The organism is Pseudomonas chlororaphis subsp. aurantiaca, assembly GCF_013466605.1.
In the GTDB taxonomy this organism is placed as follows: Bacteria; Pseudomonadota; Gammaproteobacteria; order Pseudomonadales; family Pseudomonadaceae; genus Aquipseudomonas; species Aquipseudomonas chlororaphis_I.
The window spans coordinates 5006081-5027916 of the sequence record NZ_CP059162.1; the positions used below are offsets into that span (position 1 = coordinate 5006081).

Consider the following 21836-nt stretch of genomic DNA (forward strand, 5'->3'; position numbering starts at 1 on the left):
GGGCGGTCACAGGTTTTGCCACCTGAGCAGCACAACAATAATCATGGAGAGAGTCCCTATGCAGCTATCCGCTATCGCCCAAGCCTGCCTGATCAGCGTCCTGGCCTTGTCCAGCCAGGTCGCCAACGCCGTCGACGACAGCGCCATGGAACAGGCCCGCCAGTACATCGCCGAACAGGCCAAGGCCCTGGAGCCGGCGCTGCTGGAAACCCGTCGCGATATCCACGCCCACCCGGAACTCGGCAACACCGAATACCGCACTGCTGAACGGGTGGCCACGCAATTGCGCGCCCTGGGCCTGGAGGTCAAGACCGGCGTCGCCCGCACCGGCGTGGTGGCGGTGCTCAAGGGCGCTCTGCCCGGCCCAACCGTGGCCCTGCGCGCCGACATGGATGCGCTGCCGGTCAAGGAAGTCGCGGACCTGCCGTTCGCCTCCAAGGCCAAGGGACGCTACCTGGACAAGGAAGTGGACGTCATGCACGCCTGCGGCCATGACGCCCACACCGCCATCCTGCTGAGCACGGCGAAAATCCTCAGCGACATGCGCGAGCGCCTGCCCGGCACCGTGGTGTTCTATTTCCAGCCCGCCGAAGAAGGCCCGAGCGATTTCGTCCCCGACGGCAAGAACACCTGGGGCGCGAAGATGATGGTGCAGGAAGACATGATGAAATCGCCCAAGCCGGACGCGGTGTTCGGCCTGCATGTCTGGGCCGGGATTCCGGCCGGGCGCATCGCCTATCGACCGGGCCCGACCCTGGCCAGCTCCGACGACCTGCGCATCAGGATCCTCGGCAAGCAAACGCACGCCGGCCGCCCCTGGGACGGCATCGACCCGATCACGGTCGGCGCCCAGATCGTCGTCGGGCTACAGACCGTGATCAGCCGCCGCACCGATATCTCGTCGTTTCCCTCGGTGGTCAGCATCGGCACCATCAACGGCGGCACGCGCTACAACATCATCCCCGAGTCGCTGGACATGACCGGCACCATCCGCTCCTACGACTACGGCATCCGTCAGAAGCTGCACAGCGATGTGCGCCAGACCGTGGAGAAGATCGCCGAAAGCGGTGGCGCCAAGGCCGAGGTGAGCATCATCGAGAAGTACGACCCGACCATCAACGACCCGGCCCTGACCGAGAAAATGCTGCCGAGCCTGCGCTGGGCGGCCAAGGACGATGTGGTGCAGGGCCCGTTGGTGGGAGGCGCGGAAGACTTTTCCTTCTATGCCAAGGAGGCGCCGGGGCTGTTCGTGTTCCTCGGCGTGACGCCGCGGGACCAGGACATGGCCAAGGCCGCGCCGAACCACAACCCGGGGTTCTTTGTCGATGAGTCGGCGCTGCTGGTGGGCGTGCGTACCCTGGCGTCATTGACCACCGATTACCTGTTCGCCGGGGTCAAACCCTAAGGATCGAAACACCCCTGGCGTCATCGCGAGCAAGCCCGCTCCTGCAACGGGAGCGGGCTCAGACCACATCGACGCCGACATGGATCGCATCGTGGCGCCAGAACTCCAGGTCGCAGTCGATCAGGCGCTGGTGCTGGTCGTAATTGACCCGGGCGATCCGCAGCCCCGGACTGCCCGCCGACACCTTCAGCGCCGCCGCGGCGTCCACCGGCAATGAAGTCGGCACGATTTCGAAGCGCACCCGGCCGTAATTCAGGTCGTAGTGCCGCGCGTACAGCTCGGTGATCGACTGGTTCAGGTCGAACTCGAGGATGCCCGGAAAATACTGCGGATTGAGGTAGTGCTCCACATACAGCACCAGGCGCTCGTCGATGCGCCGTACCCGACGGATCTGGATCACGCTGGACAGCGCCGGCAGTTGCAGCCAGGCACAGACCGCCGCTGAAGCCGGTTGCAGACGCGCCGAGATCATCTCGGTCGACGGCACTCGCCCCTGGGCGCTGACCATCGCGTGAAAGTGGCTGCGCTGCATCAGGTTGTAGGCCAGGCGCGGTGGCGAGACGAACCAGCCACGCCGCTCCTCGCGATAGATCTGGCCCTGGGCCTCCAACTGCAACAAGGCTTCGCGCACGGTAATCCGGGTAGTACCGAACAACTCGCTGAGCTTGCGCTCGGCCGGCAGCCTGCTACCGGGCGCCAACAACCCGTGATCGATCTGTTCCTGCAGGACCTGCCCAATGGCTGTCACCGCCTTGACTGCCTCTTCGCGCATCAACGTTACCTATCTGGACTAGACCAGCACTGTTTCAGGGCAAAACGTGCCTGGAAAAAAGGCACTCAGCCTTCACCGAGAGCCTAGGCAATGCATATGACTGACAGATGACAAAGCCGCCCAATGGCTGTGCCAGACGCCTGCAATTGGCTGGCCAAGTCCTTTCATATCAGCCGTTTAGCCTTGGTCTACGCTTATCTCGCAGCCCCGCACCTGCCGCCCGCGAATGCCCTGCAGGACTGATGCCGACATTAAAGTGTCATCCAGCCGGCTTAGATTGGCTCAGGTATTGCTGACCTAGACCAACAACGTTAGACAAACACAGCGTTGAACACGCCCAAAGGAGCTTCGGATGAAACAGCTTTTCCTGGCATCACTGTTAGGCTCGACCATCGCCCTGTGCACCGCCGCCATGGCCGCTGATACCGACTTGAAGACCCTGGAAGCCGCGGCGAAAGCCGAAGGCGCCGTCAACAGCGTCGGCATGCCCGACGACTGGGCCAACTGGAAAGGGACCTGGGAAGACCTGGCCAAGAACTACGGCCTCAAGCACATCGACACCGACATGAGCTCGGCCCAGGAGATCGCCAAGTTCGCCGCCGAGAAAGACAACGCCAGCGCCGACATCGGCGACGTGGGCGCGGCCTTCGGTCCGATCGCGGTCAAGCAGGGCGTGGTCCAGCCTTACAAGCCAAGCACCTGGGACCAGGTCCCGGACTGGGCCAAGGACAAGGATGGCAACTGGGCGCTGGCCTATACCGGCACCATCGCCTTCATCATCAACAAGAAGCTGCTGCACGGTTCCGAAGCGCCGAAAAGCTGGGCCGACCTGGAGAAAGGCAAATACAAGGTCTCCATCGGTGACGTGAGCACCGCCGCCCAGGCCGCCAACGGCGTGCTGGCCGCGGCCATCGCCAAGGGCGGCGATGAAAAGAACATCCAGCCGGCGCTGCTGATGTTCGCCGAGATCGCCAAGCAAGGGCGCCTGTCGCTGGCCAACCCGACCATCGCCACCATGGAAAAGGGTGAAGTGGAAGTCGGCGTGGTCTGGGACTTCAACGGCCTGAGCTACCGCAACAAGATGGTCAACAAGGACGACTATATCGTGCTGATCCCCTCGGACGGCTCGGTGATCTCCGGCTACACCACTATCATCAACAAATACGCCAAGCACCCGAACGCGGCCAAGCTGACCCGTGAATACATCTTCAGCGATGCCGGGCAGATCAACCTGGCACGCGGCAATGCGCGTCCGATCCGCGCCGAGCACCTGACCCTGCCCGCCGAAGTCCAGGCCAACCTGCTGCCCAACGAGCAGTACAAGAAAGTCACGCCGATCAAGGACGCCGATGCCTGGGAGAAGACCTCCAAGGCCCTGCCACAGAAATGGCAGGAAGAAGTGATCATCAACATGCAGTAATGCCGCATCCGTGTAGGAGCGAGGCTTGCCTGTGATAGCAGCGCCGGGGTCCCAGACGGATCGCGGTGCCTGCATCGCGGGCAAGCTCCGCTCCTACAGGGCTGTTCTGCCTTGCGGAGTCCTCCCCCATGCCACACAACGTCATCCTTGTCGTGCTCGACGGCCTCAACCACGAGGTCGCCCGCCATGCCATGGGACACCTTCAGGCCTACGTCGGCGCAGGACGCGCAGCGCTGTACAAGCTGGAATGTGAACTGCCGGCCCTGTCCCGACCGCTCTACGAATGCATCCTGACCGGGGTGCCACCGCTGGACAGCGGCATCGTGCACAACAACGTCTCGCGCCTGTCCAACCAGCGCAGCATTTTCCACTATGCCAGCGCCGCCGGGCTCAGCACCGCCGCCGCGGCCTATCACTGGGTCAGCGAGCTGTACAACCGCTCACCGTTCGAGCCAGCCCGGGACCGGCATACCGACAACAAGAAGTTGCCGATCCAGCACGGGCATTTCTACTGGAACGACCACTACCCCGATTCCCACCTGTTCGCCGATGCCGAGCACCTGCGGCTGCGCCATGCGCCGAACTTTCTGCTGGTGCACCCGATGAACATCGACGACGCCGGGCACAAGCACGGCCTCGATAGCCCGCAATACCGCAACAGCGCACGCTCGGCCGACATCCTCCTCGCCGACTACCTGCAGGGCTGGCTCGACGCCAGCTACCAGGTGCTGGTGACCGCCGACCACGGCATGAACAACGACCGTTCCCACAACGGCCTGCTGCCCGAGGAGCGGGAAGTGCCGCTGTTCGTCCTCGGCGATGCGTTCAGCTTCAGCCCCGTCGCCACCCCGGATCAGACCGAGCTGTGCGGCACCATCTGCGAATTGCTCGGCGCGCCCCACGACAAACCTGTATGCCGGGAGTTGCTGAAGTGAAGGCATTCACCCGCGGCAAATGGCTGGCAATCCTGTGCCTCTTGCCCTTTGCCCTGTTCTTCATCGTGTTCCAGATCGCCCCGCTGCTCTGGGTGCTGGTCAACAGCCTGCAATCGGAAGAATTCGGCTGGGGCCTGGCCAACTTCAACAAGATCTTCAGCTCGAAGTTCTATCTGCAGGCCATCCAGTACAGCCTGGAGATCAGCTTCTGGTCGAGCGTGTTCGGCATCGTCATCGCGATCCTCGGCAGCTACTCGCTGCGCCGGGTCGACTCGAAGCTGCGCAACTTCGTCAACGCCTTTGCCAACATGACCAGCAACTTCGCCGGCGTCCCCCTGGCATTCGCCTTCATCATCCTGCTGGGCTTCAACGGCAGCATCACCATCATGCTCAAGCAGGCGGGGATCATTCAGGACTTCAACCTGTACTCCAAGACCGGCCTGATCATCCTCTACACCTACTTCCAGATCCCCCTGGGCGTGCTGCTGCTCTACCCGGCCTTCGACGCCCTGCGCGAAGACTGGCGCGAGTCCGCGGCATTGCTCGGCGCCAGTGGCTGGCAGTTCTGGCGCCATATCGGCCTGCCGGTGCTGACCCCGGCGCTGCTGGGGACCTTCGTCATCCTGCTGGCCAACGCCCTGGGCGCCTATGCCACGGTCTATGCGCTGACCACCGGCAACTTCAACGTGCTGCCGATCCGCATCGCCGCCATGGTTTCCGGCGACATCTCCCTGGACCCGAACATGGCCAGCGCCCTGGCCGTGGTCCTGGTGGCGCTGATGACCCTGGTGACCATCGTCCATCAGTTGCTGTTGAAGAGGAGCTACCATGTCTCGCGCTGAACCCGGCTCCGCCGCCCTCTATCACCGGCTCGTGGTGTACCTGCTGTTCGCCATCCTCCTGCTGCCGCTGGCCGGGACCCTGGTCTACTCCATCGCCAGCAGCTGGTCGGCGACCATCCTGCCCAGCGGCTTTACCTTCAAGTGGTATATCCAGCTGTGGAGCGACCCGCGCTTCCTGCATGCCTTCGGCCAGTCGCTGCTGGTCTGCGTCGGCGCCCTGATCCTGTCGGTGGTGCTGATCCTGCCGCTGCTGTTCGTGGTGCACTACCACTTCCCACGGCTCGATGCGCTGATGAACATCCTGATCCTGCTGCCGTTCGCGGTGCCGCCGGTGGTGTCCTCGGTGGGCCTGCTGCAACTCTACGGTTCAGGGCCGTTCGCCATGGTCGGCACGCCGTGGATCCTCGTCGGCTGCTACTTCACCGTGGCCCTGCCCTTCATGTACCGGGCGATCACCAACAACCTGCAGGCGATCAACCTGCGCGACCTGATGGACGCTGCCCAGCTGCTGGGCGCCAGCACCTGGCAGGCGGCTTTCCTGGTGGTGCTGCCGAACCTGCGCAAGGGCCTGATGGTGGCCCTGTTGCTGTCGTTCTCGTTCCTGTTCGGCGAATTCGTGTTCGCCAACATCCTGGTGGGTACCCGCTACGAAACCTTGCAGGTCTACCTGAACAACATGCGCAACAGCAGCGGCCACTTCACCAGCGCGCTGGTGATTTCCTACTTCTTCTTTGTGCTGGTTCTGACCTGGGCCGCCAACATCTTGAACAAGGACAAAAGCCAATGAGCTTCGTCAGCGTCCAACACCTGCAGAAAAATTACAGTGGCACCCCGGTGTTCAGCGACATCAACTGCGAAATCCACAAGGGCGAATTCGTCACCCTGCTCGGCCCCTCCGGCTGCGGCAAGTCCACCCTGCTGCGCTGCATCGCCGGCCTGACCCCGGTGGACGCCGGCAAGATTCTCCTCGACGGCCACGACATCGTGCCGCTGAGCCCGCAGAAACGCGGGATCGGCATGGTGTTCCAGAGCTATGCGCTGTTCCCCAACATGACCGTGGAACAGAACGTGGCTTTCGGCCTGCGCATGCAGAAGGTCAACGCCGACGAGAGCCACAAGCGCGTGCTCGAAGTCCTGCGCCTGGTGGAACTGCACGACTTCGCCAGTCGTTATCCCCATCAACTGTCCGGGGGCCAGTGCCAGCGCGTGGCCCTGGCCCGCTCGCTGGTGACCCGCCCACGCCTGTTGCTGCTGGACGAGCCGCTGTCAGCGCTGGACGCAAGGATCCGCAAGCACCTGCGCGAGCAGATCCGGCAGATCCAGCGCGAACTGGGGCTGACCACGATTTTCGTCACCCATGACCAGGAAGAAGCCCTGACCATGTCCGACCGCATCTTCCTGATGAACCAGGGCAAGATCGTCCAGAGCGGTGACGCCGAGACGCTCTACACCGCACCGGTGGATGTGTTCGCCGCAGGCTTCATCGGCAACTACAACCTGCTGGACGCCGAAAGCGCCAGCAAGTTGCTGCAGCGACCGATCAACGGGCGTATCGCAATTCGCCCCGAGGCCATCGAACTGCGCAAGGACGGCGAACCCGACGCGCAGATCCGCAGCCACAGCCTGCTGGGCAACGTGATCCGCTACCGGGTCGAGGCCCGTGGCGTGGAGCTGGTGGTGGATGTATTGAACCGCTCGCCGGACGATCTGCACCCCGACGGTCAACGCCTGGCCCTTTCCATCGATCCCGCGGCCCTCTGTGAGGTAGCCTGATGACTTTGACGCAAACGATTAAGAGAGAGCGGTACTAATGGCCCTGGCAATTTTTGATCTGGACGAGACCCTGATCCACGGCGACTGCGCCACCCTCTGGAGCGAACAGATGGGGCGCCTGGGCTGGGTCGACAGCGAGTCCTTCATGCGCCGTAACAATGAACTGATGGACGCCTACAGCCACGGCAAGCTGGCCATGGAGGAGTTCATGGCCTTCAGCCTGGAGCCGATGGCCGGCCGCACCCCGGAAGAGGTCGGGCACCTGGTCGGCCCCTGGGTCGAGGACGTGATCGAGCCGATCATTTTCAGCGACGCCTGCAAGGCCATCGCCGCACACCGCAAGGCCGGCGACCGGATCCTGGTGATCTCGGCCTCGGGCACTCATCTGGTCCAGCCCATTGCCGAACGCCTGGGCATCGATGAAGTCCTGGGGATCGAGCTGGAGGTGCTGCACGGGGTCTACAGCGGCAATACCCTGGGCACCCTGACCTACCGCGAAGGCAAGGTCACCCGCCTGCTGGAATGGCTGGATGCCGAAGAAGAAAACCTCGAAGGTGCGAGCTTCTATTCCGATTCGCGCAACGATTTGCCGTTGCTGCTGAAGGTCGACTATCCGCACGTGGTCAACCCGGACCCGGTGCTGCGCGATCACGCGGAAAAGGCCGGCTGGCCGATTCACCAGTGGAAATAAGCGCCACTGTAGCCGCTGCCGCAGGCTGCGATCGCCCACAACGTGGGCGCAAGATCTGAAGATCGCTGAAGCCCTTCGGGCTTATCGCAGCCTGCGGCAGCGGCTACAGGATCATGCCAACGTCTCGTCGATCAACAGCACCAGCTTGCCCGACACCTGGTTGGTCGCCAGCTCGGCAAAGGCCGCCTCGGCGTCCTTGATCGGGAAGGTCATGGCCAGTTGCGGGCTCAGGCGCCCTTCGGCGAACAGCGGCCAGACATGCTGGCTGAGGTCGCTGAACAGATCGGCCTTGAACTGTTCGTCGCGGCTGCGCAGGGTCGAGCCCAGCAACTGGATGCGCTTGCCAAGGATCTGCGCCAGGTCCACTTGGGCCTCGCGCCCGCCCATCAGCCCGATCAGCACCCAGCGCCCGTCCAGGGCCAGCAGCTTGACGTTGTGCGCTGCATAGTTGGCGCCGACCGGATCCAGGATCACATCGAACGGCCCGAAGTCCCGCAGGCCTTCCAGGCCATCGGTGCGCACCACGCCGCCCTGGGCGCCCAGCGCCTCACAGTAGGCCAGGCGATCGGCGGAACCGACGCTGACCCAGCACGGGTTGCCAAACGCCTTGCACAACTGGATCGCGGCCGAACCGACGCCGCTGGCGCCAGCGTGCAGCAAAACCTTTTCCCCCGGTTTGAGGGCCGCCAGCTGGAACAGGTTCAGCCAGGCGGTGCTGTACACCTCCGGCAGCGCCGCCGCTTCCGCCAGGGACAGGCCTTCCGGCACCGGCAGGACATGACGGGCATCGACCACCACTTCCTCGGCCATGCCGCCCCCGGCCAGCAGCGCGCAGACCCGATCGCCGACCTGCCACGCAGAACCCGGGCCGACCTCGCTGATCACGCCCGAACATTCCAGGCCCAGCACCTTGCTGGCGCCCGGTGGCGGCGGATAGAGCCCGGCCCGTTGCAACAGGTCGGCCCGGTTCAACCCCGCGGCCGCCACGCGGATTCGCACTTGTCCTACGTCGCACGTCGGACTTGGCTCTTCAACCCACTCCACATGACCTTCAACGCCTTGCAATGCTTTCACAGTGCCTCCATAGTGAGTCTGGACTGAGCCCGGAGCTGTAGCACCGGGCTTTTTGCATTATGCGACCGGCCCTTGTGGAACCGGCGACTTCAAAGACGGCCTAATATGCGTTATCAATTGCCCCCGCGTCGAATCAGCATGAAGCATTTGTTCCCCAGCACCGCCCTCGCTCTTTTCATTGGTCTCGGTCTGCTGCCGATGTCGACCAATACGTTCGCAGCCAATAGCTGGGACAAACTTCAGCCGGATCGCGACGAGGTAATTGCCAGCCTCAATGTCGTCGAGCTGCTCAAGCGTCATCACTACAGCAAGCCACCGCTGGACGACGCGCGCTCGGCGATCATCTATGACAGCTACCTGAAGCTGCTGGACCCGTCGCGCAGCTACTTCATGGCCAGCGATATCGCGGAATTCGACAAGTGGAAAACCCAGTTCGACGACTTCCTGAAAAGCGGTGACCTGAACGCCGGCTTCATCATCTACAAGCGCTACCTGGATCGCGTCAAGGCGCGCCTGGACTTTGCCCTGGCCGAGCTGGGCAAAGGCGTCGACAAACTCGACTTCACCACCAAGGAATCCTTGCTGATCGATCGCAAGGACGCGCCTTGGCTCAAGACCACCGCGGAACTCGACGACCTGTGGCGCAAGCGCGTCAAGGACGAAGTCCTGCGCATGAAGATCGCAGGCAAGGAACCCAAGCAGATTCAGGAAACGCTGACCAAGCGCTACAAGAATCAGCTCGCTCGCCTGGACCAGACCCGTGCCGAAGATATCTTCCAGGCGTACATCAACACCTTCGCCATGTCCTACGACCCGCATACCAACTATCTATCGCCGGATAACGCGGAGAACTTCGACATCAACATGAGCCTGTCGCTGGAAGGCATCGGCGCCGTGCTGCAGAGCGACAACGACCAGGTCAAGGTCGTGCGCCTGGTGCCGGCCGGCCCGGCGGACAAGACCAAGCAGGTGGCTCCGGCGGACAAGATCATCGGCGTCGCCCAGGGCGACAAGGAAATGGTCGACGTGGTCGGCTGGCGCCTGGACGAAGTGGTCAAGCTGATCCGCGGTCCGAAAGGCTCGGTGGTGCGCCTGGAAATCATCCCGGCGAGCAACGCGCCGAACGACCAGACCAGCAAGATCGTCTCCATCACCCGCGAAGCAGTGAAGCTGGAGGAGCAGGCGGCGAAGAAATCGATCCTCAACCTCAAGCAGGACGGCAAGGACTACAAGCTCGGGGTGATCGAGATCCCGGCCTTCTACCTGGACTTCAAGGCCTTCCGTGCCGGCGATCCGGACTACAAGAGCACCACCCGTGACGTGAAGAAGCTGCTGACCGAGTTGCAGAAAGACAAGGTCGACGGCGTGGTCATCGATCTGCGCAACAACGGCGGCGGCTCCCTGCAGGAAGCCACCGAGCTGACCAGCCTGTTCATCGACAAGGGCCCTACCGTGCTGGTGCGTAACGCCGACGGCCGGGTCGACGTGCTCGAAGACGAAAACCCTGGCGCCTTCTACAAAGGGCCGATGGCGCTGCTGGTCAACCGCCTCTCGGCCTCGGCCTCGGAGATTTTCGCCGGTGCGATGCAGGACTATCACCGCGCGCTGATCATCGGTGGCCAGACCTTCGGCAAAGGCACCGTGCAGACCATCCAGCCGCTCAACCATGGCGAGCTGAAACTGACCCTGGCCAAGTTCTACCGGGTTTCCGGGCAGAGCACCCAGCATCAGGGCGTGCTGCCGGACATCGATTACCCGTCGATCATCGACACCAAGGAAATCGGCGAAAGCGCCCTGCCCGAAGCCATGCCGTGGGACACCATTCGTCCGGCCATCAAGCCGGCAGTGGATCCGTTCAAGCCTTTCCTCGCGCAGCTGAAATCCGAGCATGACGTACGCTCGGCCAAGGACGCCGAGTTCGTCTTCATCCGCGACAAGCTGGCCCTGGCCAAGAAGCTGATGGCGGAAAAAAACGTCAGCCTCAACGAGGCCGAGCGTCGGGCGCAGCACGCCGACATCGAGGCCAAGCAGCTGGCGCTGGAAAACATCCGCCGCAAGGCCAAGGGTGAAGAGCCGCTCAAGGAGCTGAAGAAAGAAGACGAGGACGCCATCGCGGCCGCCGATCCGGACAAGACCAAGCCGGAAGACGACGCTTACCTGAGCGAAACCGGGCGAATCCTCCTCGATTACCTGAAGCTCAACACCGCGGTAGCCAAGCACTGAAATGATGGCAATTTAATGCTGACGCTCCTCGGAGCGTCATCAAACAGTCATCATTCTGTCGTGAAATAAAGGACCGGGCGCTGCTCTTGAATCAAGGGCACGCCCGGTCCTTTTTTTATCGACAGAGATCGCCATGACCACGACCGAACAGCTGAGTGCCTTGAGCTCAATCCTGGCTCAAAGCGGTTTGCACAGTCTGTTCCAACCGATCCTCTGCCTCTCCGAACGGCGCATTCTCGGCTATGAAGCCTTGAGCCGTGGTCCGTCCAACAGCCCGCTGCACTCCCCTGTCGCCCTGTTTGCCGTGGCCCGCCAGGTCGGGCGCCTCAGCGAGCTGGAAATCGCCTGCCGCCAGAGCGCCTGCAAGGGTTTCAGCGAGCAGCGGTTGCCCGGCAAGCTGTTCCTCAACGTCTCTCCGGAATCGCTGCTGGAGGCCGCCCACCAGCCCGGGCGCACCCTGCAATTGCTGCAGGACTTCGGTATCCCGCCAAGCCAGGTGGTGATCGAACTCACCGAACAGACGCCGATCGATGACTTCCAACTGCTGCACGATGCACTGCATCACTATCGGGACATGGGGTTCTCGATCGCCCTGGACGACCTCGGCGCCGGTTATTCGAGCCTGCGCCTGTGGTCCGAGCTGCGCCCGGACTACGTGAAGATCGACCGGCACTTCATCGACGGCATTCATCAGGATGCCCTCAAGCGCGAGTTCGTCGGTTCGATCCTGCAAATTGCCAAGGCCTCCCGCGCCCAGGTGATCGCCGAGGGCATCGAAGTGGCGGAAGAGCTGGCGCTGCTCACGGAAATGGGCGTGGACCTGCTGCAGGGTTACCTGCTCTGCCGCCCCCAGGAGCATCCACCCCGCGATGGCCGCAACCTGCTGCCCAAGCGCGAAAGTCCCCCCGCGACGCTCAACGACGAAGGCAGCGACCTCAGTGCCCTGCTCAACGAACAACCAGCGGTAGCGCGCGACATACCGACGGCCACGGTGCTGGAAGCCTTCCGCCGCCAGGCCAACCTCAATTCGCTGGCGGTGCTCGACGAACAGGGCCAGCCCTGCGGCATCGTGCACCGCCATTCGTTGTCCGATGCCCTGCTCAAGCCCTTCGCCACCGACCTGTTTGCCCGCAAGCCCATCAGCCGACTGATGAACGACGACTTCCTGGCGGTGGAGCTCAGCCAGTCGCTGCAACAAGTCAGCCGCCTGATCACCAGCCGCGCCCGGCAACGGATCGAGGAGGATTTCATCATCACCCTCAACGGCGGCTACCTGGGCCTGGGGCGAGTGATCGATGTGCTCAAGCTGATTACCGAGCTGAAGATCCAACAGGCGCGTTATGCCAACCCCTTGACCCTGCTGCCTGGCAACGTGCCGATCCAGCAGTGCCTGACCCACTTGCTGCAACAAGGGCGGGAATCGCTGATCTGTTACGTGGACATCGACAGCTTCAAGCCCTTCAACGATATCTATGGCTACGGCCGTGGCGATGAAGTGCTGCTGTGTCTGGCGCACTGCCTGAATGACCGGGTGGACCCCAGCCGCGATTTCGTCGGCCATATCGGCGGCGACGATTTTTTCCTGGTATTGGGCCCCGAGGACTGGCAAAAGCGCCTGAACCAGCTGCTGGACGACTTCCACAGCCAGTGCCGGCGTTTCTATCGCAGCGAACACCTGGAAGCCGGCTGCTTCATCGCCCCCAACCGCCAGGGTATTCGCCAGGAGTTCGCCTTGCTGTCACTGTCCATTGGCGTGGTGCATCTGTATCCACAGGCCTGTGGGCAACTCGATGCCAGCCAATTGGCCGAGCTGGCCTCGCAAGCCAAGCATCACGCCAAGAACGTGCCGGGCTACAGCATTCATGTGATCGACAGCCGCCAGGTGGCCGGCGGCTTTACGGCTGACGCGGACCCGCTAGCGGATCCGCTGTACTCGACTGATTCAGCTGCGCCAGCTTGACCTCGGCCAGGGGATGTCCGGCCTTCGCCGCCAGGGTCCACCAACGGGCGGCTTGCGCCGCATCTGCGGCCTTGCTGGGTGAACCGGCCAGGCTGATGACGCCCATCTGATAGGCCGCCTTGGCATCCCCGGCCAAGCCGGCAAGACGCAACAGCCGTATGCCTTCTTCGCGAGCCCCCAGGCCCTGGCCACGAAAGGTCAGGATATGACCATAAAAGCTCTGCGCCCCGACGTCCCCCAGGTTCGCCATGCGCGCCAGTTGCCCTTCCAGCCAGCGCCAGCCCCGGGGTTGACGCACAAACCAGGACCAATGAAACAACCGGCGGGCCAGCCAGTAGCCGGCCCGCGCCTTCAGGCGCCAGTACACTCAGGCTTCCGCCGACTCAGGGTATTCGTACTCGAATACACGCACCACTTCCGAGGCATGCCATGAGGCGGCCGCCACCCCGTCGGAAGGCCCCGAGAAACGCCCGAGGCGCTCCACACACTCGAAAAAACCGGTGCGCGGCAAACGGCTCGCCCCCTGGCTGATCACCAGCGAACTGCGCAACGGCTGCTCCGCGCGCGCATCCAGCGCGGCCAGATGCTCGAGGGCCGCCGTCAGGGTCTGCATGGCGGGGCTGGGTAGCTGCAAGCGCTCAAGCAGAGCGCGATAGGTCAAAAGATGGCGTTGCCGACGGGCCTGGTCGAGTTCCCCCAACAGGCCATCCCAATGTTGACGACTGATCCTTACGCTCACGATTCATCCCTCCAACCCGGAACCGTCAATTCCCAGGCCAGGCTACGGCGTATAGCGGCGTCCGGTTGACGCTCACCGCTTTCAATCATGGCCAGATATGACGGACTGATACCTACCGTACGGGCAAGCGCCTCGATGGCGATGCCCTTGGTTTCACGCAAACTGCGGAGTTGATCCAGACCCGGAAGCGGCTGGTCGGCTGCGGTCGCGACAAGCCCCCTGGCCTCTCGCGGAGATTGATCGGTGATACCTGCGGCCTTTAGCAAAGCCTGATACTGAGCCCATGGCAGAACCGCATACTCGGGCTCGCCACCGCGTGCAATTATCTGAATATCCATTACTACCCCGTAGGACGACACATAACGAGTCGGACTTTTCCTTATGAAGTGTAATCCTAACAGTCACTAAGGTCGCGGGGGCATCGTTGTATGGATCCGAATTCACCTCAGTTTTTCTTCGGACCTTCCAATTGCAGTTGTTCCGGGGTGTCGGGCAAACGCTCCACCACCGCCAGCTTCTCCGGTTGCTGGCGATTGCGCCAGGCACGAAAGGCGCTGAGTTCGCCGTCCAGGGTTTTCATGATCCAGGCCAGCACGGCGATGTCGTCGAGCATGCCGAACATGGGCAGGAAGTCCGGAATGGCATCCAGAGGACTGAGGAAATACATCAGGCCCGCGACCACCGACAGCAGCGCCTTGGGGCTGATGGCGCGGTACTCGCCACGCCAGTAAGCCAGGCACAGGGCCTGCAGCAGGCGCAGATCGTCCTTGAACTTGCCGAGACGGCCGCCCTGCAAGGCGCCTTTGCTGGCCACGGCGAACAACAGGGTCGGCAGGCGGCCACGGCTGAGCAAACGACCGGCCAGGGGCAGGAAACGGGCAAAATTCCAGGGTGCTTTCATCGTCACTCCCACTGAAATGTTATCCACACAAATTGTGGATAACCTTGTGAACAGAGCCGCTTTTCACTGCTGAAAGCCCCGTTTTACAAGGGCTCGGCTCAGATCGGGCGTTTTTTACTCACATAAAAAAACCCATAATTTCATTGACTTGGCAGCCTCATGCGGCTAGCTGCAGTGCGTCCTGTTAAGACTATGCCTTATGCCGTGGGTTCGCATTTTTTCCCGGACCAACGACCAGATACGACAACGCCCCGTAAGGACGGGGCGTTGTCATTGAACCAGACGAAGATTACTTGGCGGCGTCTTGTTTCGCTGGATCCTTGATACCCAGCAGTTCCAGCTCGAACACCAGCACCGAGTTGGCCGGAATGGCCGGGCTCGGGCTCTGTGCGCCGTAGGCCAGATCGCTCGGGATGTACAGTTTGTACTTCTCGCCGACGTGCATCAGTTGCAGGCCTTCGACCCAACCCGGAATCACGCCGCTGACCGGCAGATCGATCGGGCTGCCGCGCTCGACCGAACTGTCGAACACAGTGCCGTTGGTCAGGGTACCGGTGTAGTGAACGGTCACCACGTCGGTCGGCTTAGGCTGGGCGCCATCGGCCTTCTTCAGCACTTCGTACTGCAGGCCCGAGGCGGTAGTGGTCACGCCGGCCTTCTTGCCGTTTTCTTCGAGGAATTTCTTGCCGGCTGCTGCCGACTCTTCGCTGATCTTGACCATGCGCTCTTCAGCACGCTTTTGCAGCGCGGCGAAGGCTTCGACCAGTTCGTCGTCTTTCAGCTTCTGTTCTTTCTTGCCGATGGCATCTTCGATGCCCTGGGCTACCGCTTTGGAATCCAGGTCATCCATACCTTCCTGGGCAAGGCTTTTGCCCATGTTCAGGCCGATACCATAGGAAGCTTTCTGCGCCGGGGTTTTCAGCTCCACGCTGGTCTGCGAGTCACAACCCGCGAGTACCAGGCTAACCAGGGCTACCGCCGCCGCTAACCGATGCTGTTTCATGCTATTTCCTTGTTCATGCGCCTAAAGGGCATTCGAGTAAAGCCGCGAGCTTATCAGGCGGCCACGACCAATGGCTACCGGCATGAGAGCCGGATTAGTCCGATAAGTTCACGTGTTTAAAAGCATTTCGCCAGCCAATACTACAAGTGCGGGAAAGAACGCCTCGAACACAAAGTCATGACATCGAACGTAATGGCCACTTGCCCGGCAGTTTGCCCTGAGGCATAAGAGAGCCACAACTCGACAAGGATGTTTATCTTGCGCCTCTTATCCCGTGTTTTGCTGCTGATCCTCGCCCTGATCGGCGTTGCCCTGGCCGTGGTCCTGTATTACGTGGCCAATCCGAAATTGCCCGACTATGTGCCCGCCCGGCAGGTGCACTATCAGGATCAATGGAGCACCGCCGACCGCCAGACCTATTACTTCACGCCCCAGGGTACCCAGGTGAAGGGCCTGCGCTATGAGTGGTTCGCCGCCCTGGAACTGCCCTTCTCCACGCAGCGCTTTGCCACGCCACAGTACCTGGCCCGCTTCGGTTTCCTGGTGGATCCGGCGCAGCAGGCCAGCGCCGATAATCCGGCGAACCTGCCGGTCGGCTTCACCCGCCATCAGAACCCTGGCAGTCCACAGCAGTACCTGGACATCACCTGCGCCGCCTGCCACACCGGCGAGCTGCGCTACAACCAGCAGGCCCTGCGGGTCGACGGCGGCTCGGCGCAGCATGTGCTGCCCTCCAGCGTGCCCACCCTGCGCGGCGGCAGCTTCGGCCAGGCGCTGGTCGCCAGCCTGGCGTCGACCTATTACAACCCGTGGAAGTTCGAGCGGTTCGCCCGCAACGTGCTGGGCCAGAACTACGACACCGAGCATGAACAGCTGCGCAAGGATTTCAAGGCATCGCTGGACACCTTCCTGCGCGTCGCCTGGAACGACACCCACCGTGGCCTCTACCCCACCGAAGAAGGCCCCGGGCGTACCGATGCCTTTGGCCGGATCGCCAACGCCAGCTTCGGCGACGCCATCTCCTCCGACAACTATCGGGTGGCCAACGCGCCGGTGGATTACCCCCAGCTGTGGGACATCTGGAGCTTCGACTGGGTGCAGTGGAACGGCTCGGCCCAGCAACCCATGGCCCGCAATATCGGCGAGGCGCTGGGCGTCGGTGCCACCTTGAACTTCTTCGATGCCCAGGGCCAGCCACTCAAGGGCGATGCCCGCTACCCGTCGAGCGTTCGGGTGCGCGACCTCAATCGCATCGAAGAAACCCTGCAACGGCTGAAACCGCCGACCTGGCCCGAAGCCTTGTTCGGCAGCATCGACAAGCCGCTGGCGGCCAAGGGGCGAGCACTGTTCGCGGAAAACTGTGCGGGTTGCCATGTCCCGTCGGTCACCGAGGTCAACGGACGCCCGGTGCAGCAACTGAAGATGCTGCCGGTCGCGGTGATCGGTACCGACCCCAATACCGCCAACAATATTGCCGACCAGCGCTATGACCTGAGCGCGCTGCAATGGGATGCCGCCGAACTGGCACAGTCGAATGTCGAATTGCACCCTACGCCCGACGAGCCGCTGGACATGCGCCAACTGTCCGCGGCCAAGGGCCTGGCCTATGTCACGGCCTTCGTCGAGGAACGTGCCTACCGGGACGCCCAGGTGACTCCGGCCGAACGGCCACGGCTCGACGGCTACGGCCTGCCGATCGGCGTTCGCGAACTGCGAGCCTACAAGGCCAGGCCGCTGGCTGGCGTGTGGGCCACCCCGCCCTTCCTGCATAACGGCTCGGTCCCCAGCCTGTACCAGCTGCTTTCGCCTCAGGACGAACGCGCCAGCACCTTTTATAAAGGCACCTTCGAATACGATCCAAAACACCTGGGCTATCGCACCGAACCGTTCAAGAACGGCTTCCTGTTCGATACGCGGATCAGCGGCAACCACAACAGTGGACATGAGTTCCGCTCGGGCAAGCGTGGCGGCGGGGTGATCGGCCGCCTGCTGCAACCCGAGGAACGCTGGGCGCTTCTGGAATACCTGAAGGTGCTGGGTGGGCCGCTGGAGGCGCAGCTGCCATGACCCAGGCCCTCATCGAAAGGACGCTTTCATGCTGATCACCTTATGGCTGCGCATGGGTGCGTTGCTGCTCAAGACACTTGTACTGCTGGTGCTGATCGCGTTGCTCGGCTGGGCGCTGAGCAGCGTCTGGTCGATCTGGCGCTACCAGGGGCCGGTCTCGACCGAAGAACAGGTCCCGCCCGGCGAAGCCGCCATGACCCAGGACATCATCCAGACCGCCGTGCGCATCGTCGACCAGCACCGGGATAACACCCGTTACCTGCGCGACGCCCACGCCAAGGCCCACGGCTGCGTAAAGGCCGAGGTCCAGGTGCTCGAGCAACTGGCACCGCCGTTGCGCCAGGGCGTGTTCGCCGAACCCGGCAAGACCTGGCAAGCCATGATGCGGCTGTCCAACGGCAATGCTTATCCACAGTTCGACAGCATTCGTGACGCGCGCGGGATGGCGATCAAGTTGTTGAATGTGCCCGGCACCCAGTTATTGAAGGAGCAGCAGGGCCGTGGCGAGCAGGATTTCGTGATGTTCAACCATCCGAACTTCTTCGTCAGCAATGTCGCCGAGTACCGGCAGAATGTCGCCGCGCAGGCGGACGGAAAAAAGGTCGGAGCCTTTTTCCCCGGCTGGGATCCACGCACCTGGCAGGTTCGTCATCTGTTCATCGCCCTGGCCACCCTGTCGCCGCCCCCGGCCAGCCCGACGCAAACCCGCTATTTTTCGGTCTCGCCCTACAAGTTCGGCAGTGCCAACGCCAAGTTCCGCGTCGTACCGGATCCGGACAGCTGCCCGGCGTACAACCTGCCCCCACAGAACCAGACCCTGCCCAACTTTCTGCGCAACGCCCTGAACCAGCAGCTGTCGACCGACCGTGTGCCGGCCTGCCTGGTATTGCAGGTGCAGCGCCAGGACCCAAGCCACTACATGCCCATCGAAGACACCAGCATCGAATGGCGAGAAAGCGATGCGCCCTTCGAAACCGTGGCGCGAATCAGGATTCCCGCCCAGGACTTCGATACCCCGCAACAGAACCTGCAATGCGACAACCTGTCCTTCAACCCCTGGTTCGGCCTGGAGGCGCACCGCCCCATCGGCGGCATCAACCGCCTGCGCAAGGCGGTGTACGAAGCGGTCAGCGACTATCGGCACAGTCGCAACGCCGAGCAGTGAGCCACAAACGAAAAAAGCGGCCCGCAGGCCGCTTTTTTTGGGGAATATTTGCATATCCCAGACAGCAGAAAGCCCGCGTTAGCGGGCTTTCTGTAATGAGCTGGCGTTCAGTATTCCAGCTCATCGAATATGGCGCAGCGGACGGGACTCGAACCCGCGACCCCCGGCGTGACAGGCCGGTATTCTAACCGACTGAACTACCGCTGCGCGTAGCGTTGAAAGCAAGTGGTGGGTGATGACGGGATCGAACCGCCGACCCTCTGCTTGTAAGGCAGATGCTCTCCCAGCTGAGCTAATCACCCTTTACCTTCGTTGCGGGGCGCATTATTACACAGAAATTCATAACGTGCTGATTTAAATAATAAAATTATAAAAAAAAGCTGAATTTCGATGTATCGGACGCCGCGCATGAAACACAGGCATAAAAAAGCCCGCGTTAGCGGGCTTTCTATGATGACCTGGCGTTCAGTGTTCCAGGTCATCGAATATGGCGCAGCGGACGGGACTCGAACCCGCGACCCCCGGCGTGACAGGCCGGTATTCTAACCGACTGAACTACCGCTGCGCGTAACACTGAAAGCGAATGGTGGGTGATGACGGGATCGAACCGCCGACCCTCTGCTTGTAAGGCAGATGCTCTCCCGGCTGAGCTAATCACCCTTCACGTTCGGTGTGGCGCGCATTCTACGGAGCGTCCCCTACTCTGGCAAGCACTTTTTAAAATAATTTTTTCAGGCCTTCCAAAGGCTTAGCGGAGGGTTGGCCTATGGAGCTGCGCGGAGAATAATGCCCCCCTTTGTATAAAGGAGAGATTCACCCCATGTGGTTCAAGAACCTGCTTATCTATCGCCTGACCCAAGATCTGCCCTTTGATGCTGAGGCGCTGGAAACCGCACTGGCCACCAAACTGGCGCGTCCATGTGCAAGCCAGGAGTTGACCACTTACGGTTTCGTCGCGCCATTCGGCAAAGGCGAAGATGCGCCGCTGGTACACGTCAGCCAGGACTTCCTGCTGGTCGCCGCACGCAAGGAAGAACGTATTCTGCCTGGCAGCGTGGTGCGCGACGCGGTCAAGGAAAAGGTCGAAGAGATCGAAGCCGAGCAAATGCGCAAGGTCTATAAAAAGGAACGCGACCAGATCAAGGATGAAATCATCCAGGCCTTCCTGCCGCGCGCCTTTATCCGTCGCTCCTCGACTTTCGCCGCCATCGCACCGAAACAGGGCCTGATCCTGGTCAACTCGGCCAGCCCGAAACGCGCCGAAGACCTGCTCTCCACCCTGCGCGAAGTACTCGGCACCCTGCCGGTGCGTCCGTTGACCGTGAAGACCGCGCCGACCGCAATCATGACCGACTGGGTGAAAACCCAACAAGCCGCCGACGACTTCTTCGTCCTCGACGAGTGCGAACTGCGCGACACCCACGAAGACGGCGGCATCGTCCGTTGCAAGCGCCAGGACCTGACCAGCGAAGAAATCCAGCTGCACCTGAGCACCGGCAAGGTGGTCACCCAATTGTCCCTGGCCTGGCAGGACAAGCTGTCCTTCATGCTCGACGACAAGATGACGGTCAAGCGCCTGAAGTTCGAAGACCTGCTGCAGGATCAGGCGGAACAGGACGGCGGCGACGAAGCCCTCGGCCAACTGGACGCCAGCTTCACCCTGATGATGCTGACCTTCGGCGATTTCCTCCCGGCGCTGTTCGAAGCCCTGGGTGGCGAAGAGATTCCACAAGGCATCTGACCTTGTAGCAGCCAGCTGGCTGGCGGCCGGCCGCCTCCGGCCTTATCGCCAGCCCGCTCGCTCCTGCAGGAGCCTCACAGACGCCACCGCTTTCGGTGGCGTTTTCATATAAGAAGGAACAGGCCATGCGTGCACTGGCAGCATTAAGTCGTTTTGTCGGCAATACTTTTGCCTACTGGGTACTGATTTTCGCGGTGGTGGCGTTCTTGCAACCGGGCTGGTTCATCGGCCTCAAGGGCGCCATCGTGCCGCTGCTGGGCCTGGTGATGTTCGGCATGGGCCTGACCCTGAAGCTCGAAGACTTCGCCGAAGTCGCCCGCCATCCATGGCGCGTGGCCCTGGGCGTGGTTGCGCATTTCGTGATCATGCCGGGCGTGGCCTGGTTGCTGTGCCAGGTCTTCCACCTGCCGCCGGAGATCGCCGTCGGTGTGATTCTGGTCGGCTGCTGCCCGAGTGGTACTTCGTCCAACGTCATGACCTGGCTGGCCCGCGGCGATCTGGCGCTGTCGGTGGCGATCGCCGCCGTCACCACCCTGCTGGCGCCGCTGCTGACGCCGGCCCTGATCTGGCTGCTGGCCTCGGCCTGGCTGCCGGTTTCGTTCATGGAGCTGTTCTGGTCGATCCTGCAAGTGGTGCTGCTGCCGATCGTGCTCGGGGTGATTGCCCAGCGCGTGCTCGGCGACCGGGTGCGGCATGCGGTGGAGGTATTGCCGCTGGTGTCGGTGGTCAGCATCGTGATCATCGTCACCGCGGTGGTGGCCGCCAGCCAGGCGAAAATCGCCGAGTCCGGCCTGCTGATCATGGCCGTGGTGATGCTGCATAACAGCTTCGGTTACCTGCTGGGTTACTTCACCGGCCGCCTGTTCAAGCTGCCGTTGGCGCAACGCAAATCCCTGGCCCTGGAAGTCGGCATGCAGAACTCCGGCCTCGGTGCCGCCCTGGCCAGCGCGCACTTCTCGCCGCTGGCGGCGGTGCCGAGCGCACTGTTCAGCGTCTGGCACAACATTTCCGGGGCGCTGCTTTCCACCTGGTTCCGCCGCATGAGCGAAAAGGACGACCGCGTACTGGCCGCCCTGCAGGCGAGCGACTGAGGAGAAACTTGATCCCCGGATCAATGATGGGCAC

Annotated in this window: 20 protein-coding genes and 4 tRNA genes; 13 read left to right on the forward strand and 11 right to left on the reverse strand. The window is 62.3% G+C overall.

What is annotated here, in order from left to right:
• Window positions 1–58: 58 nt before the first annotated feature.
• Entirely contained in the window at window positions 59–1405 is a 1347-nt protein-coding gene (locus H0I86_RS22635; RefSeq protein ID WP_180922269.1) for an amidohydrolase, read from the forward strand.
• A 58-nt stretch (window positions 1406–1463) separates the two neighbouring features.
• Here H0I86_RS22635 and phnR read toward each other — a convergent pair whose 3' ends face one another.
• Window positions 1464–2177: a phosphonate utilization transcriptional regulator PhnR gene (phnR, locus tag H0I86_RS22640; RefSeq protein ID WP_180922270.1), complete on the reverse strand. Its 714-nt coding sequence runs from the start codon at window positions 2175–2177 to the stop codon at window positions 1464–1466.
• A 352-nt stretch (window positions 2178–2529) separates the two neighbouring features.
• Between phnR and H0I86_RS22645 the strand changes: the two genes are divergently transcribed.
• The 6 genes from H0I86_RS22645 (at window position 2530) to H0I86_RS22670 (ending at window position 7838) form a co-directional block, all read left to right on the forward strand.
• Entirely contained in the window at window positions 2530–3597 is a 1068-nt protein-coding gene (locus H0I86_RS22645) for an ABC transporter substrate-binding protein (RefSeq protein WP_180922271.1), read from the forward strand.
• Window positions 3598–3725: 128 nt separating this feature from the next.
• Entirely contained in the window at window positions 3726–4532 is an 807-nt protein-coding gene (locus H0I86_RS22650) for an alkaline phosphatase family protein (protein WP_180922272.1), read from the forward strand.
• On the forward strand, window positions 4511–5374 hold the full coding sequence (locus tag H0I86_RS22655) for an ABC transporter permease (RefSeq protein ID WP_373369372.1): 864 nt from the start codon (window positions 4511–4513) through the stop codon (window positions 5372–5374). The genes H0I86_RS22650 and H0I86_RS22655 overlap by 22 nt, the downstream gene beginning before the upstream one ends.
• Window positions 5361–6161 carry an ABC transporter permease gene (locus H0I86_RS22660; RefSeq protein WP_009050230.1) on the forward strand — a complete coding sequence of 267 codons (801 nt, stop codon included), beginning with the start codon at window positions 5361–5363 and terminating at the stop codon, window positions 6159–6161. The genes H0I86_RS22655 and H0I86_RS22660 overlap by 14 nt, the downstream gene beginning before the upstream one ends.
• Window positions 6158–7147 (forward strand): ABC transporter ATP-binding protein, encoded by a 990-nt coding sequence (locus H0I86_RS22665; protein ID WP_016704401.1) that lies wholly within the window; start codon window positions 6158–6160, stop codon window positions 7145–7147. Before H0I86_RS22660 ends, H0I86_RS22665 begins: the two co-directional genes overlap by 4 nt.
• Before the next feature lie 37 nt (window positions 7148–7184).
• Window positions 7185–7838, forward strand: coding sequence for an HAD family hydrolase (locus H0I86_RS22670; RefSeq protein ID WP_180922274.1), 654 nt, complete (start codon window positions 7185–7187; stop codon window positions 7836–7838).
• Between the two features lie 111 nt (window positions 7839–7949).
• On the opposite strand, the gene H0I86_RS22675 is transcribed toward H0I86_RS22670, so the two are convergent.
• A complete protein-coding gene (locus H0I86_RS22675) occupies window positions 7950–8912 on the reverse strand; it encodes a zinc-binding dehydrogenase (protein WP_180922275.1) in 963 nt (320 codons plus the stop codon).
• A gap of 138 nt (window positions 8913–9050) precedes the next feature.
• Here H0I86_RS22675 and H0I86_RS22680 point away from each other — a divergent pair, with 138 nt between their 5' ends.
• Window positions 9051–11135: a carboxy terminal-processing peptidase gene (locus H0I86_RS22680; protein ID WP_180922276.1), complete on the forward strand. Its 2085-nt coding sequence runs from the start codon at window positions 9051–9053 to the stop codon at window positions 11133–11135.
• Between the two features lie 133 nt (window positions 11136–11268).
• Entirely contained in the window at window positions 11269–13095 is a 1827-nt protein-coding gene (locus tag H0I86_RS22685; protein ID WP_180922277.1) for a bifunctional diguanylate cyclase/phosphodiesterase, read from the forward strand.
• Here the strand turns inward: H0I86_RS22685 and H0I86_RS22690 are convergent.
• From H0I86_RS22690 to bamJ, 5 genes are all read right to left on the reverse strand, one after another.
• A complete protein-coding gene (locus H0I86_RS22690; RefSeq protein WP_180922278.1) occupies window positions 13031–13462 on the reverse strand; it encodes an SEL1-like repeat protein in 432 nt (143 codons plus the stop codon). The genes H0I86_RS22685 and H0I86_RS22690 overlap by 65 nt on opposite strands.
• Window positions 13463–13834 carry a hypothetical protein gene (locus tag H0I86_RS22695; RefSeq protein ID WP_003179080.1) on the reverse strand — a complete coding sequence of 124 codons (372 nt, stop codon included), beginning with the start codon at window positions 13832–13834 and terminating at the stop codon, window positions 13463–13465.
• Window positions 13831–14172, reverse strand: a complete 342-nt coding sequence (locus H0I86_RS22700) for a helix-turn-helix domain-containing protein (protein ID WP_180922279.1) — start codon at window positions 14170–14172, stop codon at window positions 13831–13833. Before H0I86_RS22700 ends, H0I86_RS22695 begins: the two co-directional genes overlap by 4 nt.
• A 107-nt stretch (window positions 14173–14279) precedes the next feature.
• Complete coding sequence (locus H0I86_RS22705; protein ID WP_102676584.1) at window positions 14280–14735, reverse strand: YkvA family protein; 456 nt, start codon at window positions 14733–14735, stop codon at window positions 14280–14282.
• Window positions 14736–15024: 289 nt separating this feature from the next.
• Window positions 15025–15738 (reverse strand): BamJ family beta-barrel-assembly machinery protein, encoded by a 714-nt coding sequence (gene bamJ, locus H0I86_RS22710; RefSeq protein WP_180922280.1) that lies wholly within the window; start codon window positions 15736–15738, stop codon window positions 15025–15027.
• Window positions 15739–15996: 258 nt separating this feature from the next.
• On the opposite strand from bamJ, the gene H0I86_RS22715 reads away from it, so the two are divergent.
• Together H0I86_RS22715 and H0I86_RS22720 are read left to right on the forward strand one after the other, a co-directional pair.
• On the forward strand, window positions 15997–17805 hold the full coding sequence (locus tag H0I86_RS22715) for a di-heme-cytochrome C peroxidase (RefSeq protein ID WP_180922281.1): 1809 nt from the start codon (window positions 15997–15999) through the stop codon (window positions 17803–17805).
• A gap of 28 nt (window positions 17806–17833) precedes the next feature.
• The gene (locus H0I86_RS22720) at window positions 17834–18970 is read left to right on the forward strand and encodes a catalase family protein (RefSeq protein ID WP_180922282.1); all 1137 of its coding nucleotides are present in this window, start codon (window positions 17834–17836) and stop codon (window positions 18968–18970) included.
• Window positions 18971–19100: 130 nt separating this feature from the next.
• Here H0I86_RS22720 and H0I86_RS22725 read toward each other — a convergent pair.
• From H0I86_RS22725 to H0I86_RS22740, 4 genes are all read right to left on the reverse strand, one after another.
• Window positions 19101–19177 (reverse strand) — tRNA-Asp (locus H0I86_RS22725).
• Window positions 19178–19196: 19 nt separating this feature from the next.
• Window positions 19197–19272, reverse strand: a tRNA-Val gene (locus H0I86_RS22730).
• A 186-nt stretch (window positions 19273–19458) separates the two neighbouring features.
• Window positions 19459–19535: transfer RNA gene (locus H0I86_RS22735), tRNA-Asp, on the reverse strand.
• 19 nt (window positions 19536–19554) lie between these two features.
• Window positions 19555–19630, reverse strand: a tRNA-Val gene (locus tag H0I86_RS22740).
• A 160-nt stretch (window positions 19631–19790) separates the two neighbouring features.
• Here H0I86_RS22740 and rdgC point away from each other — a divergent pair.
• On the forward strand, window positions 19791–20711 hold the full coding sequence (rdgC, locus tag H0I86_RS22745; protein ID WP_009045083.1) for a recombination-associated protein RdgC: 921 nt from the start codon (window positions 19791–19793) through the stop codon (window positions 20709–20711).
• A 125-nt stretch (window positions 20712–20836) separates the two neighbouring features.
• Complete coding sequence (locus H0I86_RS22750; protein WP_180922283.1) at window positions 20837–21802, forward strand: bile acid:sodium symporter family protein; 966 nt, start codon at window positions 20837–20839, stop codon at window positions 21800–21802.
• The last annotated feature ends 34 nt before the right edge of the window (window positions 21803–21836 follow it).